Origin of the sequence: Deinococcus hopiensis KR-140 (genome assembly GCF_900176165.1) — a bacterium.
Lineage (GTDB): Bacteria > Deinococcota > Deinococci > Deinococcales > Deinococcaceae > Deinococcus > Deinococcus hopiensis.
The window spans coordinates 404,070-424,171 of record NZ_FWWU01000009.1 but is presented as its reverse complement, the minus strand read 5'-3'; the positions used below and the strand labels follow the sequence as shown (position 1 = coordinate 424,171).

Here is a 20,102-nt window from a genome sequence, read left to right as displayed (position 1 = left end):
AGGGGCAGCCCCCACACTGCCCTTACCTATAGGGATCAGCCTCCGGAGGTGCCGACATGACGAATACGGACACCGGCCTCACCCAGACGGGCCTCACCATCGGCGCGTTCGCACGGGCCTCACGCCTGAGCCTCAAGGCCCTGCGGCTGTACGGCGAGCTCGGGCTCCTGTGCCCCGCGTGGGTGGACCCCGCCACGGGCTACCGCTTCTACCGTCCAGAGCAGCTGGGCACCGCGCGGCTCATCGGCCTGCTGCGCCAGCTGGACCTGCCCCTCTCGGAAATCCAGACGTTGCTGGACGCGCCCGCTTTTACCCGTCCCGCCCGCTTGAACGAGCTGTGGGGCCGTACCGAGCGTGAACATGGGCAGCGCCGGGCGCTGGCGCAGTACCTCATTGAAACCCTGCAAGGAGAGAACACCATGACCCAGCAGTTCCAGGTTCAGGAACGCTTCGTGCCCGCCGTGCGGGTGGTGACCCTGACCCAGCGCGTCTATGTGGCCAGGTTAAGCGACTACATCGGCGAGGCGGGCAGCCGGTTGGCCGAGCTGGCGGGCGAGCAGGCATCGGGCCCAGCCTTCGTCCTGTACCACGGCCAAGTCAACGCCGACAGCGACGGCCCGGTGGAGGTCTGTCTGCCCGTCTTGGGCGCGCTGACCGTGCCGGAAGACGTCACGGTGCGCGAGGAACCTGCCCACGCCGAAGCATTCGTGGCCCTGACCCGCGCGCAGTTCGAGTTCCCGGGTATCTTGCGGGCCTACGACGCCACGAATGCCTACGCGAGGGAACATGGCGAGTGCGGTCTGCTGTCCCCCCGTGAGATCTATCCCGTGGCCTGGGAAGGGCTGGAGGCAGACGACTTCGCCGGAGAGGTGGCCTGGCCGTTCGTGCCCCAGAGGGAAGAAAGGGGCGCGGCGAAGTGAACGCCTTCGCCGCGCACACCCCCTACACCGCGCCGGGCAAATACGCGGCCCTGCTGCGCGCCCTGCCCGCTGACCCACGGGCGGCGGCGGCATGCTGGCGCGGATTGACGGCCCACTACCGCGCCACCCCGGACCTTCCCGCTGGCCGGGAGGAGGACAAGCAGGCGCGGTGGGTGGCCGACATCCTGGCCTGCCTGCTTCACCGCAGCGGGCAGCCGCTCACGCAACCCCGGACCCCCTCCGAGCGCTTCGCCGGTTGCTGCCGGGACGACGCCCTGCTGCTCGTGGCAGGTCTGCGCGAACGTGGCGTTCCCGCACGCCTCCGCATCGGCTGGGCCCCGTACCTCAACCCGGACTTCGTGCATGACCATGTGGTGGCCGAGTGGTATGGGGGCACGCACTGGGTGCGGGGAGACCCGGAAATGGACCCCACCCGCTTTCCCTTCGACACCATGGACCTGCCGCCAGGCACCTTCCAGACGGCGGGCGAGGCGTGGTTAACCTTCCGCACCGGGACCCTCAGTCCCACCCGGTATGGCGTGGCCCCCGGGCTGTTTGGTGGTCCCACCATGCTGCGCGACTACGTGATACGCGAACTCGCCGCCCTGACCGGACACGAACTGCTGCTGTGGGACAGCTGGGGCCTGATGCACGTGCGTTTCGAAGAGTTGAGCGAGGCGCAACTCGCCCTGCTGGACGGGGTGGCGCAGGCCTGCGGGACGGAGGACGCCCTGACCTGGCAGCGACTGGCAGCGCACCCGGACCTGCGGGTGCCAGACGAGGTGGACACCTACGACTTTGAGGGTGGTGCGCGGCGGACCCCACTGCGGCGCTAATCTGCCTCCATGGGCCTCGCACAGACGCTGGGGATGCAGGTGCTGGACGCCTCACCCGAATCTACCCGCGTTCGCCTCCGGGTTACGGAAGCCGGACTGAACGTGCACGGCACTGCCCACGGTGGCCTGCTGTTCAGCCTGGCGGATGAGGCGTTCGCCATCATCAGCAACCTGAAAGCCCAGGCGGTGGCCGTCGAAACGCACCTCAGCTTCTTTCGGCCCGCCCGCCCGGGCGACGAACTCGTGGCCGTTGCCACGCCCGAGCGGGTGGGCCGCACCCTGGCGACGTACCGGGTGGAAGTCCGCCGGGGCGAGGAGGGTGAGGTACTCGCCCTCTTTCTGGGCACGGTGTCACGGCGAGCGGGGGTGAGTTGACCCCATCCAGCTTCATTTCCGCTCAGGCGCAGCGGCGGGCGCTCCACCAGAAGCCTGACAGCGCGGGGCCCTCTGCCAACAGGTACGTCCCGGCGTCCACGTTGATGACGGCGCGCTCCGTTGCAGCGAGAGCAGCCGCACTGTGCCGAACGCGGCGAAGGGCAGGCCCGCCGCGCCCCTCAGCACGGGCCACAGCGCCGGGAACGCCAGCGGGGCATTGGAGATGGGCACGGGCAGCGTCCCAGTTCCGCCTCCCCGACGCGCTTCCACCAATGAGCCCCTCAAGGGTAGAGAAAAAGCCCTGGCCGTGGCCCACAAGGGCCACCGCCGGAAAGACCACCTGCATCGGCGCACTCCCCCGCACCACCTTCAGCCCAGCCTGCCACTCGCCCGTGAGCCTGCGCCTCTCCCCTCTTCGCCCCGAAGGCGGACGGCGGACCGCGCCCACACAGCACCAGGGCCGCTCCCAGGTACGTCACAGCGCCGAACGTGGCCACGACCGCCAATCCGCCCCAGGCCAGGAGCACGCCGCCCAGCGTGGGCTCCGGCAGGCGGGCGAGATCGCCGTTCATGGCATTGAGGCTCTTCGCCTCGCCCAGCCGTTCCTCCGGCACCTACGTCGGCAGCAGCGCGTGCTCGGCAGGTCCCGGAAATTGCTCCACCGAGGCGTGAGGCGTGGAGGCGAGCAGCGTCAGGGCCAGATTGGGACCGCAGGAAGTGTGGCGAACAGGGCTCCGTTGCCCACCCGCGAGATCAGGCCTGCCCACCAGACCCGCATCAAGGGGACATCTCGCCACAGGGAAACCGCCGCCAAACTCGTCCTGTCCGCACGGTGGCGCGTACCCTACTTCAAATGGCGTCCCCAGATTCAGGTGGCCTCCACCGCGTGACCGGTCGCCGGCAGGCGCACCTGCGGGTGCTATGGAGGGCGGGGGATCAGGGTCTACCGCTCGGTTCACGGCGCCTCCCTCGTGCCGTTCGGAGTCGCGCCCTACGCCACACTCGCCGAAGTGGAGGTGCAGGCGCGGCCCCCCTTTGCCCACCTCATCGCAGCCTATGCCCGCATACTGGGGCAAAACGGGCTGTACGGACACAAGCTTTTCCGTGCCGACAACGGGGTGGTATGCGCCGCGGACCGCGGCCGACGTGAGCCCCAGGGCCTGCCCAGCCTCTTCTCGGAGACGACCGCCCACCTGCGCGCCTTTGCCTGCGCTGGAGACGGGGCTGCCGGACCACCGTGAGGCCACGGACCCTTTTTTTCTGATGCTGGCCTTTCTACGCCGGAGGTGCAGCTAAGGCGACGTCAGCCCCGACTTGTTCCCCGTCTCTTCATGCTGTATTATGTTATTTACATAAGGAGGCGAGGACATGCTGCATATCGAATTCATCACCGATCTGGGCGCGCGGGTCACCGTAGACGTGGAAAGTGCCGACAAGTTGCTGGACGTTCAGCGCCACTACGGGCGGCTGGGCTGGACGAGCGGCGAGGTGCCCCTGGGCGGCTACCAGTTTCCGCTTGACAACGAGCCCGATTTCGACTGGACCCTTATCGGCGCGCGTAAGTGGACCAACCCCGAAGGCGAGGAAATGGTCTTGCACAAGGGCCACGCCTACCGCCGCCGCGAGCTGGAAGCGGTGGACAGCCGCAAGATGAAGCTTCCGGCCGCCGTGAAGTACAGCCGTGGCGCGAAGAATACGGACCCCGAGCACGTGCGCGAGAAGGCGGACGGCGAGTTCGAGTACGTCACCCTCGCCATTTTCCGGGGCGGCAAGCGCCAGGAGCGCTTCGCCACACCTGGCGGCCCCCGCATGGCGGGTCCAGCCACGGCTCCTGCCCGTCCCAGTCCCGCCCGGTCCCAGCCTGCAGTTCGCCCCGCAGCGGTGGCCGTCGCAGACGAGGAAACTCCCTTCTAGTTCGAATAAGGATTCGGGTTGGTCCGTTATTTCATAACGGACCAACCCAGTGGAGCGGGCAGGAAAAACGGTGACACAGAGGCGCGGAAACACCGAAGCGCAGGGGATGGAACGGATGATCCGGAAACCGTATCAGTCCGCCGCGGTTGGTATTCGGATCAACCGCGGCGGAGGTGCACAACTGCGCAGCAGGTCGAGAAGCGGAGAAAGCGCGTCGCGCCGGGAGAGCGTGGGGAGCACCAGGGTTACCCCAGCTCTTCACGCTCCCCCTTTTTGCCCCCCTGTTCTTCCAGCACGCCCCGCACGTTGGCAGGCCGCCAGCCTCCCGGCTTGAGCTGCTTGCCGTCAGCGCGCCTTGGGCCGCCGAGCTTGCTCATGTTGGCGCGGTGAACCTCGGCAAAGACGGCATCGGCGTCGATGCCCAGCCCGTCCAGCGCTCCGTAGGTCACGTACAGCAGGTCCGCGAGTTCGTGGGCCAGCGGGGCGAGGTCGGCGGGGGGCACGGCCTCACCCGCCCGCAGCCGGATTTCGAGGGCGGTCCACTCCTCCTCCACCTCGGCCACCTCCTCACGAATCAGGGTACGGCGGAGCGTGAGCAGCGCGATGTCTGGCGGTGTGGGCCGCTGCGGCAGGGGGAGGTCCAGGGCGCGGTGAAACTCGCGCAGGCGGACGGCGTTGGTGGGCGCGGGCGTCACGCCCCGATGCTAGGGCAAAACGAAGAGGGGAGCCTTTGGGGGCTCCCTCGTCTGCTTTGGGGTGCGGGTGGCAGGAATCGAACCCACCGGCAGCCTACTTCCGGCCCGCTCGCGCGCCCGTTGGTGTGGAGGTGGGCGTCTCCCTCCAGCCCTGCGGTTTCCCGCTGAGCCAGGGCGAAGTATGCCGCGCCCATGTCAGCGCTTCGTGTGCCACTCGGCCAGGCAGCCTTAAGACAACTGGCTTACATCAATATTCACAGAGCGGCGCTCCAGACGCTCCTCATCCTGTGTGGAACGACATATTCTTGCAGGGCTGAGGCATATCCTCGTTCTGGCCCTACGCTGGACGGGATGAACGTCAATATTTTGGGCATTCCGATGGATCTCGGCGCGGGTCGCCGGGGCGTGGACATGGGCGCGTCAGCGCTGAGAAACGCACACCTGGCGCGAACCTTACGCGAACTGGGCCATACGGTCCGCGATCTGGGCGACGTGGACGTGGCCCTGCCCGAAACGCTGGACAAGCACGCTTCGGCAGGACTGGTGTTTCTGGAGCCCATTCTGGACGCCTGCCGCGCCGCCTCCGAACGGCTACAGCACCTCCCCGAGGACGTATTCCCCATCACGCTGGGTGGGGACCACTCGGTGAGCATGGGCACAGTGACGGGCAACGCCCTACGCGGCGGCGCGGCCCAGCGCACCGGCCTGATCTGGGTGGACGCCCACACCGATTACAACACGCCTGAAACCAGCCCCAGCGGCAACATCCACGGAATGCCCGTGGCGCACCTCACGGGCCGAGGTGACGCGCACCTCATGGGCCTGGGCGGCGGTTGGACGCTGCGCCCGGAAGACGTGGTGATGATCGGCATCCGCAGCGTGGACGCCCGCGAGCGCGAGTTGCTGCGCGACGCCGGCATCAAGGCCTACACCATGAAGGACGTGGACCAGCTCGGCATCACCCGCATCACCGAGGAAGCCCTGGAGCGGCTCAGTGACGTAACGCGCCTGCACGTCTCCTTCGACGCGGATGCCCTTGATCCCACCGTCGCGCCCGGCGTGGGCACCCCCGTGGCCGGCGGACTGACGTACCGCGAGGGCCACCTGCTGATGGAACTGCTCTCCGAATCGGGCCGCGTGACCAGCCTCGACATCGTGGAGGTCAACCCCGTGCTCGACACCCGCAACCAGACCGCCGAGGTGATGGTGGGCATGGCGGCGAGCCTGTTGGGGCAACGCATCCTCTAGTGGGAAGGTCAAACTGCCTGACCTTCTACCGTCTGGCCGTTGGAGCGGGGTCTTTCGGTGGTCAGACGCGCCAGTGCCTGCACCTCCGGATTGCAACTTGACGCGGAGTCCCGGCCACCCGCGGGGCGCACAATAGGCGCACACATGAACGCGAATCCGCGCCGCGCCTCGGCCTTGCGCCCGTCGGTATTTCTGGCCGTTTCCTTTCTCCTCTCCTCCGGGCCGTTTGCGCCCGCAACGCTCGCGCAAAGCTCTTCAGACCCCTCACCTGCCCAGGCGGCCTTCAACGAGGTCAATGAACTGCTGCAGGGCGAATACGGTGGCCTGTCAAAGGTGGACCGCACAGCCCTGACGCGCGAGTACCAGGCCAAACTGGACGCCGCGTGTGAGGCCGTCTCCGCTCCCTGTCCTGTTGACAAGGCCTACCCGGTGCTGGAAGCCGAGGTGAACGCCCTGGGCGACGAGCACAGCTTTTTCCAGACGCCCGAGGACTTCCAGGACTTTATGGCGAGCGCCACGGGCGGCAACCGCCGGCAGTTTGGCGTGAAGCTCGCGCGCCTGGACGGCGAGAACCGGGTGGTGCTGGAAGTGGTGCCGCAAAGTTCCGCCGAGGAGGCGGGATTGCAGCGCGGCGACTTGCTGGTGCGGCTGGACGACAAGCCCTACACCTATGACGCCCTGCGTGCCGCCCGTCTGGATGGGCGCAGCATCACGCTGAGCGTGGAGCGGCAGGGCCAGCCCCTGACCCTGACCCTGGCTTCTCGCGAGAGCAGCACCCGGGACCTGCCCCGGCTGAGCTTTACCGGCGCGGCGAACAACGTGGCCGTGCTGCGCATTCCTACCTTCCTGGCGGGCGGCGGCGTGGCCCAGCGCGTGCATGACCTGGTGGGCGAGGCGCGGCGGCGTGGGACGCAGGGCCTCATCGTGGATCTGCGCGGCAACACGGGCGGCAGCCTCAGCGAGTGCGACAGCTCGGTCAGCGCCTTTGTGCCCACCTTTACCCGGATGGCGCGCGGGCCCGAGGGCAACAGCCGCACGCTGGTCAGCCGGGGCGCGCGGATGGAAGACGGCCACAACGCCGGGGGCGTCCGCAATCCACAGCTGTGGACGGGTCCCGTGGACGTGCTGGTGGACGAGGGCAGCGCGTCTTGCTCGGAATTCTTCGCGTATGAGATCCAGTATGCCGGACGCGGCCCCATCATCGGACAGGCGACGGCAGGTGTGGGCAACACGGCCACCCGCGTTTTCCCCGTGGGTGAGGACGCCGCGCTGCAACTCACGATCCTGAACTACGCCAAGCCCGACGGCCAGCCCTACCCGGTGCGCGTGACGCCCGATCGTCTGCGCGCCCAGACCGAAGACGATATCCGCGCCCTGACGCGGGGTCAAGACCCGCTCCTGGCGCTGGGCGTGGAGGCGCTGACGACGGCACCCACGATTGCGCAGGACCGGGTGAGGCCGTAGGGGGGGCCAACCGCCAGCGGAAGGGGCCAGCCACGCAGTTGCGGCTGGCCCCTTCTGCTGGCAATCACTTCTCGCGGATGCTCCAGCCCTGGGCGCGGACGGCGGCGATCAGGCGCTCCATCACGGGATCGACTTCGGCGTCGGTCAGGGTGCGCTGCCCCCGGAAGACCAGTCGAACCGCGAGGCTGCGCTGGCCCTCGGGAATGGGCGTGCCGACGTACACATCGAAGGGTTCCACGCTTTCGAGCAACTCGCCCGCCTCCCGCTTGAGCAGGGCGGCCACCTCGCCGTAGCTCACGGTCTGGGGCGCGATAACGGCCAGGTCACGCCATGCGGCGGGGGCACGGCTGGGATCGCGGAAGGCCCAGTCACGGCCGGGCAGGGGCAGCGCCGCTTCCAGCAGCAACGTCTCGCCCTTCAGGCCCACCATCTGGGCGATTTCGGGGTGGAGGGCTCCCAACCAGCCGGCAGACTGCCCATTCCACACCACCTCGCCCGCGACACCGGGGTGGAGGGCTGGAGGCACCGACTCGCCGCGTACCTGCCGCACCTCCAGGCTGGCGCCCAGGCCGGCCGCCAGCGATTCCAGCAGGCCCTTGAACACCCCGAAGGACCCGGCCACACCCGGGGCGTGTGTGTTCGGCGCGAGGGGACCGCGCATCAGTAAGCCCAGCCGCTCGGTCTCCCCGGCCGCCGGGAAGATGCGCCCGACCTCGAAAATCAGCACGCGTTCACCCTTTGGGTGGGCCGCCGCCGCCTTGAGCAGGCTGGGATAGAGGGCCGTCCGCAGCCCTGTCCTGTCCGAGGTCAGCGGGTTTTGCAGCCGCACGCCGGGGCGCTCGGTGCGCGTCTTCTCGGCCTCCTCGTCGCTGGTGAAGGTGTAGGTCACGACTTCCTGGAAGCCCAGGCCGGTCAGGGCGCGGCGCAGATTCGCGCGGGCCACACTCTCTTTTTCGGCCCCGATGTTGCTCTCGTGGACGCGCAGGGTGGGCAGCGTCTCGGGAAGGTGGGCGTAGCCGTGCAGGCGGGCCACTTCCTCGGCGAGGTCCTGCCAGACCGCCATATCCACCCGCCAGGAGGGCGGCGTCACGGTGAGGCGGTCCTCCGCCCGCTTTACCTGGCAGCCCAGGCGGGTGAGGATGTCCGCCATCTCTTCCGTTGCCACATCCATGCCCAGCAGGGCGCGAATCTGCTCGCCGGTGGCCTCCAGGACGCCGGGCACCTCGGGCTCGCCCACCACCGTGGCTCCGGGGTGGGGTTGGCCGCCGCCATGCTGTGCGAGGAGGCCCACCAGCCGGTCCGCCGCACGGGGGGCAAGCAGGGGATCCACGCCGCGCTCGTAGCGGTACACGGCGTCGGTCTTGAGGCCGAGGCGGGTGCTCGTACGGCGCAGCAGGACGGGATCAAAGTGGGCGGACTCGATGACCACGTCCCGCGTGTCCGCCTGGACGTGCCCGTGATCCCCGCCCACGATGCCCGCGATGCCCAGGGTGTCGTCGCCGGGTTGCGCCTCGCCCATCGACGCGAATGCCTCGGCCACGCTGGGGATCGCCACCTCGCGCCCATCGCGGATCAGGAGGTCCTCGGGGCCGACGGCGTGCGCGTTGCCCAGCAGGTCGCGCACCACCTCGCCCTGCCGCAGGCCGAACGACACCACGATCTTGTCGCCCCGCACGGTGCGGCGGTCGTACAGCGCGGTGGGCTGACCGAGTTCCAGCATCACGTAGTTGCTGGTGTCCACGATCAGGTTGATGGGCCGCATCCCCGCCAGGGTGATCCGGCGCTGCATCCACAGGGGCGCGGGGCCGTTCTGGAGCCCGCCCACCGTCCGGGCGACGAAGTGGTCACACCCGGTCCGCACCTTGCGCGAGGGGTCACGCTCGATGACGATGCCCTTGGGCGGCAGCGCCACGCGAATTTCTCCCTCACCGCTCGAAGTGGGTCCGGCAGGCGGTGGCTCGAGGTCCAGCTTCAAGAAGGCCGCGAGGTCCCGCGCGAGGCCCAGGGCGCTCAGCACGTCGGCACGGTTGGGCGTGACCTCCACGTCCAGCACGCTGTCTGCAGCCCACAGGTCCTTCATCGGAGTTCCGGGCTGCGCGGTCCCCACCGGGAACAGCATCAGCCCCGCGCTGCTCTCACCGATGCCGAGTTCCTTGGCGCTGGCGGCCATGCCCCAGGACTCCACCCCTTGCAGGGCCCGCACGCCGTATTCCACGTCGCCCAGCCTGGTGCCTGGCGCGACCAACGCCACCACCGTGCCAGGAAGCAGACCGACAGCGTTGGACGCCCCGCTGGCGATGGTCCTTTCACCGTGCGGGCCTACATCCAGCGTCAATTTCGTGAGCTGCGTGCCGGGCATGGCCTCGGCAGCCCTAACGGTGGCGAGCAGCACGCCCTCAGCGGGAGCGGGCACTTCCTCCACGCCTTCCAGCGGCAGGCCGAGGCTGGCGAGGATGGGTTCGAGTTGGGAGACGGGGGGGAGTTGGGGGATGAGTTCTTTGAGCCAGGAGTAGGGGAGTTTCATGGGGGAACCTCGGATGAGCAAGACGTTGGAATGTACGCCCCTCACCCCGGCCCTCTCCGCCGCGCGGCTCTATGAGTCCCACGAGGAGAGGGAGGAAAGCGCTTCAGCTTCTGGACTTGACGGTGAAAGGGCTTAAATCAGGAGGAAGGGGGAGATAAGCCCCTCCCCACTCACCCCAACTCCCCCCGGAACTGGCCCAGCACCCTCGGGTCGTTGGCGTAGAAGTAGCGGATGTCGGGAATGCCGTACTTCAGCATGGCGATGCGCTCGGGTCCCAGGCCGAAGGCAAAGCCCGCCTTGCCCCCGTACACGCGCGGCTTACCCTGCACCTCGCGCAGGTCGTCCACGGCTTTAAAGACGTTGGGGTGGATCATGCCGCACCCCCCCAGCTCCAGCCACTTGCTCTCGCCCCGGGGATTGTCCCACCACACGGCGAAGTCGGCCCCCGGCTCCACGAAGGGGTAGTAGCTGGGCTGAAAGCGGACTTTCGCGGAGGGACCGTACAGCCCGCGCGCCATCTCCGCGATGGTGCCCTTGAGGTCCGCCATGCTGACCCCGTCGCCCACCACCAGCCCTTCGAGCTGGTGAAACATCGCCTCGTGGGTGGCGTCTGTGGCCTCGTAGCGGTAGACCTTGCCGCGCACCACCACCTTCATGGGCGGCTCGTGGTCCACCATATAGCGGATTTGCATCGGGGAGGTATGCGTCCGCAGCAACCGGCCATCTTCCAGCCAGAAGGTGTCTTGCAGGTCCCGGGCGGGGTGATACCACGGCACGTTCAGCGCCTCGAAGTTGTGGTGCTCGTCCTCGACTTCAGGCCCCTCCACGACCACGTAGCCCATCCGCTCGTAAATCCCGATCAGGTCCTCGTACACCCGGTTGATGGGATGCAGGCCGCCCGAGGGCAGTGGGAGGCCGGGCAGCGTCACATCGACGGCCTCACTGGCGAGTTTGGCGTCCAGCGCCGCCCGCTTGAGTACCGCCTCGCGCCCTTGCAGGGCCGCATCGATGGCCTGGCGAACGGCGTTGATCTCTGCACCCCGGCGCTTGCGCTCCTCGGGGGGCAACTTGCCAAGCGTGCCGAGCTCTTTGGTGACGAGGCCGCTTTTGCCCACATAGCGGGTCTTGACGGCCTGAAGGGTTTCGAGGTCCGGTGCGGACTGGATGGCTTGCAGAGCTTCTTCTCTCATGGGTGCTCCTGAAACGAAACGGGAAGGGAAAAAGAAAACCCCCGCCACTCGTCATGGCGGGGTATCGCGCTCGGCCTGAACTCTTGAGCTGGGCTCAGGCGGGCGTGCCCCAAAAGCCGTTAAACGGCGAAAGTAGACCGGCCCGGGGAGTCATGCGGTCAGGGTAACGGGCGGGGGCGCGGGGGTCAAGGCGGCGGGATGGCGGAGCCGGGCGAGGGTGACCCCGGCGCTGCCCCTCACCATCACCTGCCCATCACACCTCGGCTGGCAGGGTAGGGGCATGGCGTCCTCCCTCCGACTCCCGGTGCTGCTCACACTCTCCCTGACCCTCGCGTCATGTGGCGCTGTGCCTTCCAGCGGGCAGCCCACCAGGCTGACGGCCCAGGCGGCAGCAGGCGAACCCGTCCTGAATGAGCTGTACTACGACGCGCCGAGCACCGACGCCGGAATGTTTATTGAACTGCGGGGCCCCGCGGGACTGGCTCTCAGCGGCTACACCCTGACCGCCTATGACACGGCGGGCACGGCGTACCGCACCATCACGCTTTCGGGCGCCATTCCGGCCAGTGGGTACTACGTGGTGGCGCAGGACAGCACCGTGCTGAACCGGACCCTGGTCAACGCGGGTGCAGACCTCAACAACGGCAGCGGCAGCTTGCGCCTGCTTAAGTCGGGCACGGTGATCGACGCGGCGGCCTACGGCACCCCTTCGGGCGGACGCGGCGAGGGGACTCCCGCCCCGACGACGGGCGCGGGTTCGGCCCTGGCCCGCGTACCGGACGGTCAGGACACGAACGCCAACAGCGCCGACTTCCGGGTGCAGGCGGCGACCCCAGGCACGCCCAACGGTGCCCCGGGGAGCGGGAGCACGCCGACGGGCAAGACCGTGCTGTTTGACCTGACCAAGCGTGAGGACGCGGGAAATGCCGACTGGCGCATCGACGGCGCATACAGCGACTATGCGGATGCGCTGCGCGGCCTGGGCTACACCGTAAAGGCGGTGACCGGCACGGGCATCACCTCCGCGGCACTCGGCGGCGCGAAAGTCGTCGTCATCGCCGAGCCGCAAAATCCCTTCTCGGACAGTGAGCGGGCGGCGATCCAGTCGTTTGTGCAAAATGGCGGCGGGCTGTTTATGGTCAGCGACCACCGCGACTCCGACCGTGACAGCGACGGCTGGGACAGTCCAGAAGTGTTCGGGGGCTGGGACAGCTCCACGCCCACCAGCGTGAGCAGCGCGTACCAGCGGAGCCTGGACAGCGGCACCCTGTTCGGCCTGAACCACTCCTTCGGCTCCAGCTTCAGTGACCCGGTGTATACCGCCACGCCGACAGGCAGCGCCCACCCGGTCGTCATTGGAAGTGCGGGCACGGGCGACGACGTGGTGAGCGCGGGGGTGTATGTGGGCACCAGCATCGACGTGCGCTCGGGGACGGGCGTGATGGGCGCGAATGGCAAGACCTACCTGGGCGTGAACACGGTGGGCGCGGGCCGGGTGGCCGCCTGGGGCGATACGAGCACCTTCAGCGACGGCACGTTCAGCGACGGCACCACCAGCCAGTACAAGAACTGGGGCAACCTCAGCAATGCCAATCTGGGCAAGAACGTGGTGCGGTGGCTGGCGGGCGACCTTTAACGGTAGTGCGGCCGTCTGAAGCAGGCCTCCAAACGAGGTGGGCCCCTATCCTCGGGCCTGCTCATCGAAATTCACTCGGCCAGTTTCCCCGCGGTGCAAGGACGCCGGAGCAAAGAAGGGGCTTCTTTGGTTCAAAGGGTGAACGGTCAAACCGCCCAACCACACGGAGAAACTGCAGCCTCTTGCTGTTTGACGGTCAGACGGTTTGACCGTTCGCCCTCCCCCCGTGACACCATGCGGGCGTGGAAGGACATCATGCCGAGTTGTACCTGCTGGCCGCCGGAGTCCTGCTGCTTGTCAGCCTGGTGGTCAGCCGGCTGGGCGGGCGGCTGGGCATTCCGGGGCTGCTGCTGTTTCTGGGCGTGGGCATGTTCGCCGGGTCCGACGGGCTGGGCATCGAGTTCAGCGACTACCGGCTTGCGCAGGTGCTGGGCACCGTGGCGCTGTGTTTCATCCTGTTTCAGGGTGGATTGGAGACCCACTGGGGCCAGACGCGCCCGGTGGTGAAGCGTGGGCTGAGCCTCGCCACACTGGGCGTCCTCGTGACCGCCGGCGTAATGGCTGTGTTCGTGCATGTGGTCTTCGGCTGGGCCTGGCCGGTGGCCTGGCTGCTGGGCGCAGTGGTAAGCAGCACGGACGCCTCGGCGGTCTTCTCGGTGTTGCGCGAGCGGGCACTGGGGCTCAAGGGCGACATTACGCCGCTGCTGGAGTTCGAGTCGGGCGGCAACGATCCGATGGCCGTCTTCCTGACGATCGGGATTCTGGAACTGATCGCGCACCCGGACATGGGTGTATGGGAGATCGTGCCGCTGTTCTTGCGGCAGATGCTGCTGGGCGCGCTGTTCGGCGCGGCGCTCGGGCGGGCGGCGCTGTGGACCCTCAACCGACTGCAACTGCAGTTCGAGGGGCTGTACTCGGTCCTCAGCCTCGCGCTGGCGCTGACCATCTTCAGCGCGGCGGCGGTGGCGGGGGGCAGCGGCTTTCTGGCAATCTACATCGCGGGCGTGATCCTGGGCAACGCCGACTTTATCCACAAACGCAGTTTGATCGCCTTTCACGACGGGCTGTCGTGGTTGATGCAGGTGGCGATGTTCCTCACGCTGGGACTGCTGGTAAACCCGCACGAGCTGCTGCCCAGTGCCGGGCTGGCCATCGCCTGCGCGCTGGTGCTGGTGTTTCTGGCGCGGCCCCTGAGCGTGTACCTCAGCCTCATGCGGGCGCGGATGCCCCTGAACGAGAAGAGCATGGTGGCCTGGGTGGGACTGCGGGGCGCGGTACCCATCGTGCTGGCCACCTTTCCACTGTTGGCGGACGTGCCCCAGGCGCAGACCCTCTTTAACGTGGTCTTCTTTATCGTGCTGACCAGCGTGCTGCTTCAGGGCACCACGCTGACGCTGGTGGCCCGCACGCTGAACGTTCGCGAGCAGCTGCCCACCCGCACGGCCTCCCCCATCACCTACACGCCCACCGGCCACAACAAGAACGAAATGGTGGAGGTGGAAGTCCGTCCCGGCAGCGACGCCGACGGCGCGCGCATCGTGGACCTGCACCTGCCTCCCGAAGCGCTGGTGATCCTGATCCACCGCGCGGGCGAGTTCCTGATTCCCAAGGGGGCCACCGAGTTGCTGGCGGGCGACAGCGTGCTCGTGCTGGCGGGTGGAGAGGAGTTGCGGGAGGTGCGGCGGCGGCTGGACACGTAGACTGCCCGTATGTGGCCCGCATCCGCCAAGGGGTCCTGCTGAACACCCTGGTGGAGCGGCAGCGACACATGCTGGGAGACGGATCGGCAGTTCCGTGCACTGCTCCATGGCCCTGGGCGATTGTGAACCCCTGACGGAGCGGGAGTTCGGGCCCATGGCCGAGCTGCGCCGGGAACTGGACCGGCTGGGCAATCCCTACGCGCAGAAATCACCTCACTGCTCCTCTTCCGCCACCCACGTGAGGGCCCAGAAACGTCGTCCCACGCCCTCACGTGGTCCGAGCAAAGCCCTGGATGGGTGCTGCACTGCGAGAAACTGGCGGCTGGAACGCTGGGCCCTTTGCGAGCGTGGAGACGCGCGCGCTGGACCACCTCCCCATACCCTCTTCGCTCCGGCTCCCCCGGCAGAGAGGCGCGCCGACGTGACGAACCGCCTGAACGACTGGAAAGCCTTCGCCCGCACTCCGGAGGACGCCAGCAGGGCACAGCCCCGGCTTCCACAGCGCCCACGTCATCGAAACGGTGTGCCGGGCGCTCCCGACCCTGCATGGGGCGGCAGGGCAGCAAGGCGGAAGCGGTGGCCTGGGCCGAGCGAACGTTCCCCCATATGGTGGCGGAGCCTCGTCACGGGTTCCGGGCAGTCGCGCACCGACAACGCTGTAGACCCTGCACTCCCCGCCCAGGTGCGGGCGTTTGTCCTCCGGACGGCGGGAGCAGTGGAGCGCGAGCGCCCAGCGCAAAACGGCTGAGCCGTAGACCGTTCGCCCTCCGCCCGTCCCCTTTGCGGAGACAACCTCCCCGCCCCACACTCGCCCGGATGTTACCGTACCCCCATGACGAGCGCCGCCGAGAAGCCCATCGCTGCCCCCGACGTGGCGGCCCATGACCCCGAAATCTTTGACCTGATTGCCCAGGAGGCCGAGCGCCAGCGCGTGGGGTTGGAACTGATTGCCTCTGAAAACTTCACCTCGGCGGCGGTGCGCGCAGCCCAGGGCAGCGTGCTGACGAACAAGTACGCCGAAGGCTACCCCGGCAAGCGCTGGTACGGCGGCTGCGAGGTGGTGGACCGGGTCGAGCAACTCGCCATTGAGCGCGTCAAAGAGCTGTTCGGGGCCGAGTGGGCCAACGTGCAGCCCCACTCGGGCTCCAGTGCCAACCTGGCCGTGTACAACGCGCTCCTGGAGCCCGGCGACGTGGTGCTGGGTATGGACCTCTCGCACGGCGGACACCTGACGCACGGCAATCCGGTCAACTTTTCGGGCCTGCGCTACACCATCGTGGGATATAAGGTGAACCCCGAAACCGAACTCATCCACATGGAGGAGGTGCGCCGCCTTGCCCACGAGCACAGGCCCAAGATGATCATTGCGGGCGCGAGCGCGTACAGCCGCACCATCGATTTCGCGGCCTTCCGGCAGGTGGCCGACGAGGTGGGGGCCATCCTGTTTGCGGACATCGCGCACATCGCGGGATTGATCGCAGCGGGCGTACATCCCAACGCGCTACCGCACGCGCATGTGGTGGCCTCGACCACCCACAAGACCCTGCGTGGGCCGCGCGGCGGCATCATCCTGTCGAACGACCCTGAGATCGGGGCGCGGCTGGACCGGACCGTCTTTCCGGGCTACCAGGGCGGGCCGCTGGAGCACGTCATCGCAGGCAAGGCCGTGGCCTTCGGTGAGGCGCTGAAGCCCGAGTTCCGCGGGTACGCCGCGCAGATCATCAAGAACGCGCAGGCCCTCGCCGCCGCTTTTCAGGAGCGGGGCTACCGGGTGGTGTCGGGCGGCACCGACAATCACCTCTTCGTGCTGGACCTGCGGCCCCAGGGCCTGAACGGCACCAAGGCCACCAAGCGTCTGGACGCCAACCACATCACCATCTCCAAATCCACGCTGCCCTACGACACCGAGAAGATTCTGCACGGGGGCGGCATCCGGATCGGCACGCCCGCCGTGACCACGCGCGGCATGGTGGAGGCCGACATGCCGAGAATCGCGGACCTGATCGACCGCGCCCTGAAGGGGGAGGACGTGAAGGCGGAAGTACACGCCTTCGCGGCAGGCTTTCCGCTGCCCTAAATTCCGTTCACCGCGCTTTCAGCCCCCCTCCCTTCCGCTTGTTGCTGAAGGGGGGTTTCAGGTTCCGCACTTCTACGCCAGCTTTCCGATAAGGATTCCGGCCCATCGGTTATTTCATCACTGATAAAGCCGAGCGGAGCGAGCAGGAAAAATGGCGACGGAGCGGTGTGGAATCACCGAAGCGGACGGGCCGGAACGGATGGTCCGGAAATCCTATGGGAGGTTTTTCACCCAAGAGCTTTGTCCGAGCGGCGCTGCGAATAGAAGGGCAGCCCTCACGGCGCCCCATTCTCCCCCATGGGCATTTCGCTTGCCGGACTCGGTCAAAAAGAAGTCCGCACGTTGACACACGCTCCAGGCTCGGCGCAATGAGGGCCTGTTCTCATTCAGGCGGGGCAGGCACTGCCCAATGCCCACGGCCGGACGCCTCAACTCACCCGCCTGGAGCTGATGGCGGCAAGGCTGGGCGGCGCGATGCCGCCTGTGCTGGAAACCCTGGTGGAACGCACGGCAGCGGTGGGCGCCAGGTATTTTCAGCTGGTCGAGGAGGGCCTGAGCGACCGCCTCCGTGCGGGCAGCCCTCACGGTGCCCCACGGTCTGCCGCTGGAGCTGCCCGCTGCTCCGGGCGCGGCAGCGGGCAGACGAGGTGCTGTTTTTCGAGGACACCCGGCCGTCGCCGCACCGAACTGGGCGTGTTGGCCCTGACCGCCGCTCCCGTTCACGACCCGCAGGGGCGGCTGGTGGGGAGAGCGACCAGCCTGCTGACCCTGCTCGCCGCCCAGAAATGCGAGCGTGACGCCCACGAGGGGCGGCTGCGTGCCCTGGGACGGACGCTGGAGGGGGACGCAGAGGCGCGCGGCCACACCCCCGGGTGACAACCATGGCAGTGCGGCTGGACCGGGCGCTGGACCTGACTGGGTCCGAGCTGCGCGCCCTGCACTGGGGCGCGCAGCTGCACGTCACGGGGAAGATGGCCATTCCCGACGCCACGTTGCATTAGCCCCTGACCCCCGCCGCCCGCATGGAGAAGCACGTCGCCAAGGGCCTGCACCTTGCCGCACGGCTGCCTTTCCTGCCGTCCGCAGCGCTGGACGTGACCGCCGCCCACCACAGGCACTGGGACGGAGCGGGATATCCCCAGGAGCTGTCCGGTGCGCATCTTCCCCTTTCCGCGCGCATCCTCGCCGTGTGTGACGTGTATGACGCGCTGACGAGCGCACGCGCCGACAAGCGTGCCTGACCCAGGCTGAGACCCCGGCCCACCTCCAGGCCGAGGGCGGCCACTTTGATCCACTGCTGGTGGAAACGCTGCTGCGACCGTTGAGGGAAGCGCCCGGACACGGCGGTGTGAGCCCTGGGTCTCAGCCCTTTAGCGTCAGCAGCGTGATCTCCGGCGTGCAGAGGTTGCGAAAGGGGACGCCGCTCATGCCCAAACCCCGGCTGACGTAGGCCGGGGTGTTGTGCGCGCCGCGCACCCAGCCCATCGCGTAGCGCTGACCGTATTTGCTGGGCACGTGAATGGCTCCGACAAGCGGCAGGCGAATCTGTCCGCCGTGGGTATGGCCGCACAGAACCAGGCCCACGGGTCGAGGCAGGTCCGGCAACAGGTCCGGATTGTGGCTCAGGAGCAGCGTCGGCCGCCCGCCCGCGTCCTTCAGCGCCGCGCCGACGTCGATCTGCCCGTGCCAGTAGTCGTCCACCCCACCCAGGTGCAGGTCCTCCCGCAGGGAGCGGCCCTCGTTTCGCAGGATGGTCACACCCGCCTGCGCGAAGGCGGAGGCGGCCTCCTGCTGCCGTACCAGCCAGTCATCCCGCTGCGCTCCACGCCAGCGGACGGCCTGCTGCCCGAACGAGTCGTAATCGTGGTTGCCCCACACGCCGAACTTGCCCAGCGGAGCGCTCAGCCGGGCCAGCTCGGCGAACAGGGGCGGCGGCAGGTCGTCTCCCGAGGGCAGGTCCAGAAAATCGCCGCCGAACAGCACCAAGTCCGGCCGCTCGGCGTTCACGGCGTCCACCCACGCCCGCACGCTGCCCGCATACACGTAGAGCCCGTAGTGCAGGTCCGTCAGAAAAGCGACCCGCAGGGGCGAACGCAGACCCGGCAGGGTGGCGCTGACCCGCTCGGTGGTCAAGCGGTACGCCTGCGCGCCGCCGACACCGGCCAGGGCTCCCACCCCCAGGCCGCCGCCCAGCAGGCCGCGCAACACCCGCCGCCGGGTCACCCGGGCCGTGGAGGAGAAAGAGGAAGAAGGCGAGCCGTTCATACACCCAGGGTAGCGGAGGCGGGTGAGGGGGCCGTCCGGCAAAGGTTGCAGGCGGGAGAAACCGTACGGGGAGCGGGGGGCTTTCGCCTTCACGCTTGTGCCTTCTGCGCAGCGTGCGGGCTACACTGCCCGCATGACCTGGGCGGGAGACGTGCTGGTGGTGGACGTACTGGACGAGGACGCGGGCCTGGCCGACGTGGAGGACGCGCGGGGCCGCACGTATCAGCTTCCAGCCGAATGGCTGCCGGAAGTGCGCGACGGCGCGGCCTACCGGGTGGAGGTGACGGGGGCGGGCGTGACCTTTACCCCGGACCCAGGCGGCGCGCGCCTGCTGCGCGAGCGGAGCAAGCAGACCCTGCTCGCCTTCTCGGATGCTCCTGGCCCGGACGCGCCCGGTGAGGGTGGGGAGGGTTAGCGTGCCGCGAACCGTCATCGTGGTGCCGGACCTGCACGGCCGCGCAGACCTGCTCGCCGAGGCTGTGGCCCACGTTGAGGACAGCTACGGGCCCGAGGGGCACCTGCTGAGCTTGGGCGACGCCATCGACCGCGGGCCCGAGAGCGTCCGCTGCGCCGAGCTGCTGCTCTCGCTGCAACGTCAGGGCCGCGCCACCCTGCTGATGGGCAACCACGAGCGCATGGCGCAAGAAGGGTTGCAGTGGTTTCGCGAATATTCGGCGACCGGGAACCCGGCCCACTACCGGCAGGCATTGGAGGGCTTTCGCTGGTGGATGGGCAACGGCGGCGAGAGCGTGCGCCGCGAGGTGCAGGGACTGACGCTGGAGCAGTTTCCCCCCGCGCTGGCCGAGTACCTCGACGCCCTGCGCCGGGTGGTATACGTGACGGCCGATGGAGAAATCCACGCAGAGGCCCCGCAGGGCCCAAGCGTGCTCGTCTCGCACGCCAGTCCCCCTGTGCGCCACCCGCAATACCCTTCGCCCGAATCGGCGGCGCTGTGGCTGCGGCCCTTCGACGGTCCCTTTCCCCTGCCTGAGGGGGTGACCTACAGCGTCCATGGCCACACCCCAGTGCGCACGCCCACCCGGCTCGGGCGGCACGTGTACCTGGACCTGGGCACCTATGAGACCGGACGACTCGCACTGCTGGCCGTGAATGTGCAGGGCCGCCCCGAGGTCACGGTGCTGGAAGGCCCGGGCAACCCGGGCGCGGCGCGCCGGTACGCGGTCTTTGGTGAGCCGCTGGCCGCGCGGACCATTACACTCCTGGGGAGACCAGAACGATGAGTAAACGCAGCCGGGTA

21 protein-coding genes are annotated in these 20,102 nt (G+C 68.3%); 16 read left to right on the top strand and 5 right to left on the bottom strand.

Translation table 11 applies throughout. The annotated features are described in order from the left end of the window. The first annotated feature begins 56 nt into the window (after positions 1 to 56). The 6 genes from B9A95_RS15470 (at position 57) to B9A95_RS15445 (ending at position 4,045) form a co-directional block, all read left to right on the top strand. The gene (locus tag B9A95_RS15470; RefSeq protein WP_084048134.1) at positions 57 to 920 is read left to right on the top strand and encodes a MerR family transcriptional regulator; all 864 of its coding nucleotides are present in this window, start codon (positions 57 to 59) and stop codon (positions 918 to 920) included. Continuing rightward, positions 917 to 1,756, top strand: a complete 840-nt coding sequence (locus tag B9A95_RS15465; RefSeq protein WP_084048133.1) for a transglutaminase domain-containing protein — start codon at positions 917 to 919, stop codon at positions 1,754 to 1,756. The genes B9A95_RS15470 and B9A95_RS15465 overlap by 4 nt, the downstream gene beginning before the upstream one ends. A 9-nt stretch (positions 1,757 to 1,765) precedes the next feature. Beyond that, on the top strand, positions 1,766 to 2,131 hold the full coding sequence (gene paaI, locus B9A95_RS15460; protein WP_084048132.1) for a hydroxyphenylacetyl-CoA thioesterase PaaI: 366 nt from the start codon (positions 1,766 to 1,768) through the stop codon (positions 2,129 to 2,131). 272 nt (positions 2,132 to 2,403) lie between these two features. Further along, entirely contained in the window at positions 2,404 to 3,021 is a 618-nt protein-coding gene (locus B9A95_RS32360; protein WP_139806820.1) for a hypothetical protein, read from the top strand. Between the two features lie 81 nt (positions 3,022 to 3,102). Beyond that, positions 3,103 to 3,372: a hypothetical protein gene (locus tag B9A95_RS15450; RefSeq protein WP_084048130.1), complete on the top strand. Its 270-nt coding sequence runs from the start codon at positions 3,103 to 3,105 to the stop codon at positions 3,370 to 3,372. A 127-nt stretch (positions 3,373 to 3,499) separates the two neighbouring features. Continuing rightward, positions 3,500 to 4,045 carry a single-stranded DNA-binding protein gene (locus B9A95_RS15445; RefSeq protein ID WP_084048129.1) on the top strand — a complete coding sequence of 182 codons (546 nt, stop codon included), beginning with the start codon at positions 3,500 to 3,502 and terminating at the stop codon, positions 4,043 to 4,045. A gap of 245 nt (positions 4,046 to 4,290) precedes the next feature. Here the strand turns inward: B9A95_RS15445 and B9A95_RS15440 are convergent, their stop codons facing one another. Continuing rightward, entirely contained in the window at positions 4,291 to 4,740 is a 450-nt protein-coding gene (locus tag B9A95_RS15440; RefSeq protein WP_084048128.1) for a pyrophosphohydrolase domain-containing protein, read from the bottom strand. 351 nt (positions 4,741 to 5,091) lie between these two features. Between B9A95_RS15440 and rocF the strand changes: the two genes are divergently transcribed. Then, entirely contained in the window at positions 5,092 to 5,988 is an 897-nt protein-coding gene (gene rocF, locus B9A95_RS15435; RefSeq protein ID WP_084048127.1) for an arginase, read from the top strand. Between the two features lie 144 nt (positions 5,989 to 6,132). Continuing rightward, complete coding sequence (locus B9A95_RS15430) at positions 6,133 to 7,452, top strand: S41 family peptidase (protein ID WP_084048126.1); 1,320 nt, start codon at positions 6,133 to 6,135, stop codon at positions 7,450 to 7,452. 64 nt (positions 7,453 to 7,516) lie between these two features. Here the strand turns inward: B9A95_RS15430 and B9A95_RS15425 are convergent, their stop codons facing one another. The 3 genes from B9A95_RS15425 to B9A95_RS36320 form a co-directional block, all read right to left on the bottom strand. After that, entirely contained in the window at positions 7,517 to 9,976 is a 2,460-nt protein-coding gene (locus B9A95_RS15425; RefSeq protein ID WP_084050757.1) for a phenylalanine--tRNA ligase subunit beta, read from the bottom strand. A gap of 170 nt (positions 9,977 to 10,146) precedes the next feature. Next, positions 10,147 to 11,166 carry a phenylalanine--tRNA ligase subunit alpha gene (pheS, locus tag B9A95_RS15420; RefSeq protein WP_084048125.1) on the bottom strand — a complete coding sequence of 340 codons (1,020 nt, stop codon included), beginning with the start codon at positions 11,164 to 11,166 and terminating at the stop codon, positions 10,147 to 10,149. A gap of 150 nt (positions 11,167 to 11,316) precedes the next feature. Continuing rightward, complete coding sequence (locus B9A95_RS36320; protein ID WP_281255874.1) at positions 11,317 to 11,448, bottom strand: hypothetical protein; 132 nt, start codon at positions 11,446 to 11,448, stop codon at positions 11,317 to 11,319. Here B9A95_RS36320 and B9A95_RS15415 point away from each other — a divergent pair. From B9A95_RS15415 to B9A95_RS35480, 6 genes are all read left to right on the top strand, one after another. Beyond that, positions 11,447 to 12,802, top strand: coding sequence for a lamin tail domain-containing protein (locus B9A95_RS15415; RefSeq protein ID WP_084048124.1), 1,356 nt, complete (start codon positions 11,447 to 11,449; stop codon positions 12,800 to 12,802). The genes B9A95_RS36320 and B9A95_RS15415 overlap by 2 nt on opposite strands. Positions 12,803 to 13,044: 242 nt before the next feature. Continuing rightward, positions 13,045 to 14,502 carry a potassium/proton antiporter gene (locus tag B9A95_RS15410; protein WP_084048123.1) on the top strand — a complete coding sequence of 486 codons (1,458 nt, stop codon included), beginning with the start codon at positions 13,045 to 13,047 and terminating at the stop codon, positions 14,500 to 14,502. 106 nt (positions 14,503 to 14,608) lie between these two features. Then, positions 14,609 to 15,250 carry a hypothetical protein gene (locus B9A95_RS32355; protein ID WP_139806819.1) on the top strand — a complete coding sequence of 214 codons (642 nt, stop codon included), beginning with the start codon at positions 14,609 to 14,611 and terminating at the stop codon, positions 15,248 to 15,250. 84 nt (positions 15,251 to 15,334) lie between these two features. After that, the gene (gene glyA / locus B9A95_RS15405) at positions 15,335 to 16,579 is read left to right on the top strand and encodes a serine hydroxymethyltransferase (RefSeq protein ID WP_084048122.1); all 1,245 of its coding nucleotides are present in this window, start codon (positions 15,335 to 15,337) and stop codon (positions 16,577 to 16,579) included. A 450-nt stretch (positions 16,580 to 17,029) separates the two neighbouring features. Next, positions 17,030 to 17,455 carry a hypothetical protein gene (locus B9A95_RS35485; RefSeq protein ID WP_245808324.1) on the top strand — a complete coding sequence of 142 codons (426 nt, stop codon included), beginning with the start codon at positions 17,030 to 17,032 and terminating at the stop codon, positions 17,453 to 17,455. A gap of 146 nt (positions 17,456 to 17,601) precedes the next feature. Continuing rightward, entirely contained in the window at positions 17,602 to 17,820 is a 219-nt protein-coding gene (locus B9A95_RS35480) for an HD-GYP domain-containing protein (protein WP_245808323.1), read from the top strand. A gap of 121 nt (positions 17,821 to 17,941) precedes the next feature. On the opposite strand, the gene B9A95_RS15395 is transcribed toward B9A95_RS35480, so the two are convergent. Next, positions 17,942 to 18,844 (bottom strand): metallophosphoesterase, encoded by a 903-nt coding sequence (locus tag B9A95_RS15395; RefSeq protein WP_084048121.1) that lies wholly within the window; start codon positions 18,842 to 18,844, stop codon positions 17,942 to 17,944. Positions 18,845 to 18,977: 133 nt separating this feature from the next. Between B9A95_RS15395 and B9A95_RS15390 the strand changes: the two genes are divergently transcribed. Together B9A95_RS15390 and B9A95_RS15385 are read left to right on the top strand one after the other, a co-directional pair. Further along, on the top strand, positions 18,978 to 19,259 hold the full coding sequence (locus B9A95_RS15390) for a hypothetical protein (protein ID WP_084050756.1): 282 nt from the start codon (positions 18,978 to 18,980) through the stop codon (positions 19,257 to 19,259). A 1-nt stretch (position 19,260) separates the two neighbouring features. Further along, positions 19,261 to 20,085 carry a metallophosphoesterase gene (locus tag B9A95_RS15385; protein ID WP_084048120.1) on the top strand — a complete coding sequence of 275 codons (825 nt, stop codon included), beginning with the start codon at positions 19,261 to 19,263 and terminating at the stop codon, positions 20,083 to 20,085. Positions 20,086 to 20,102: the final 17 nt, after the last annotated feature.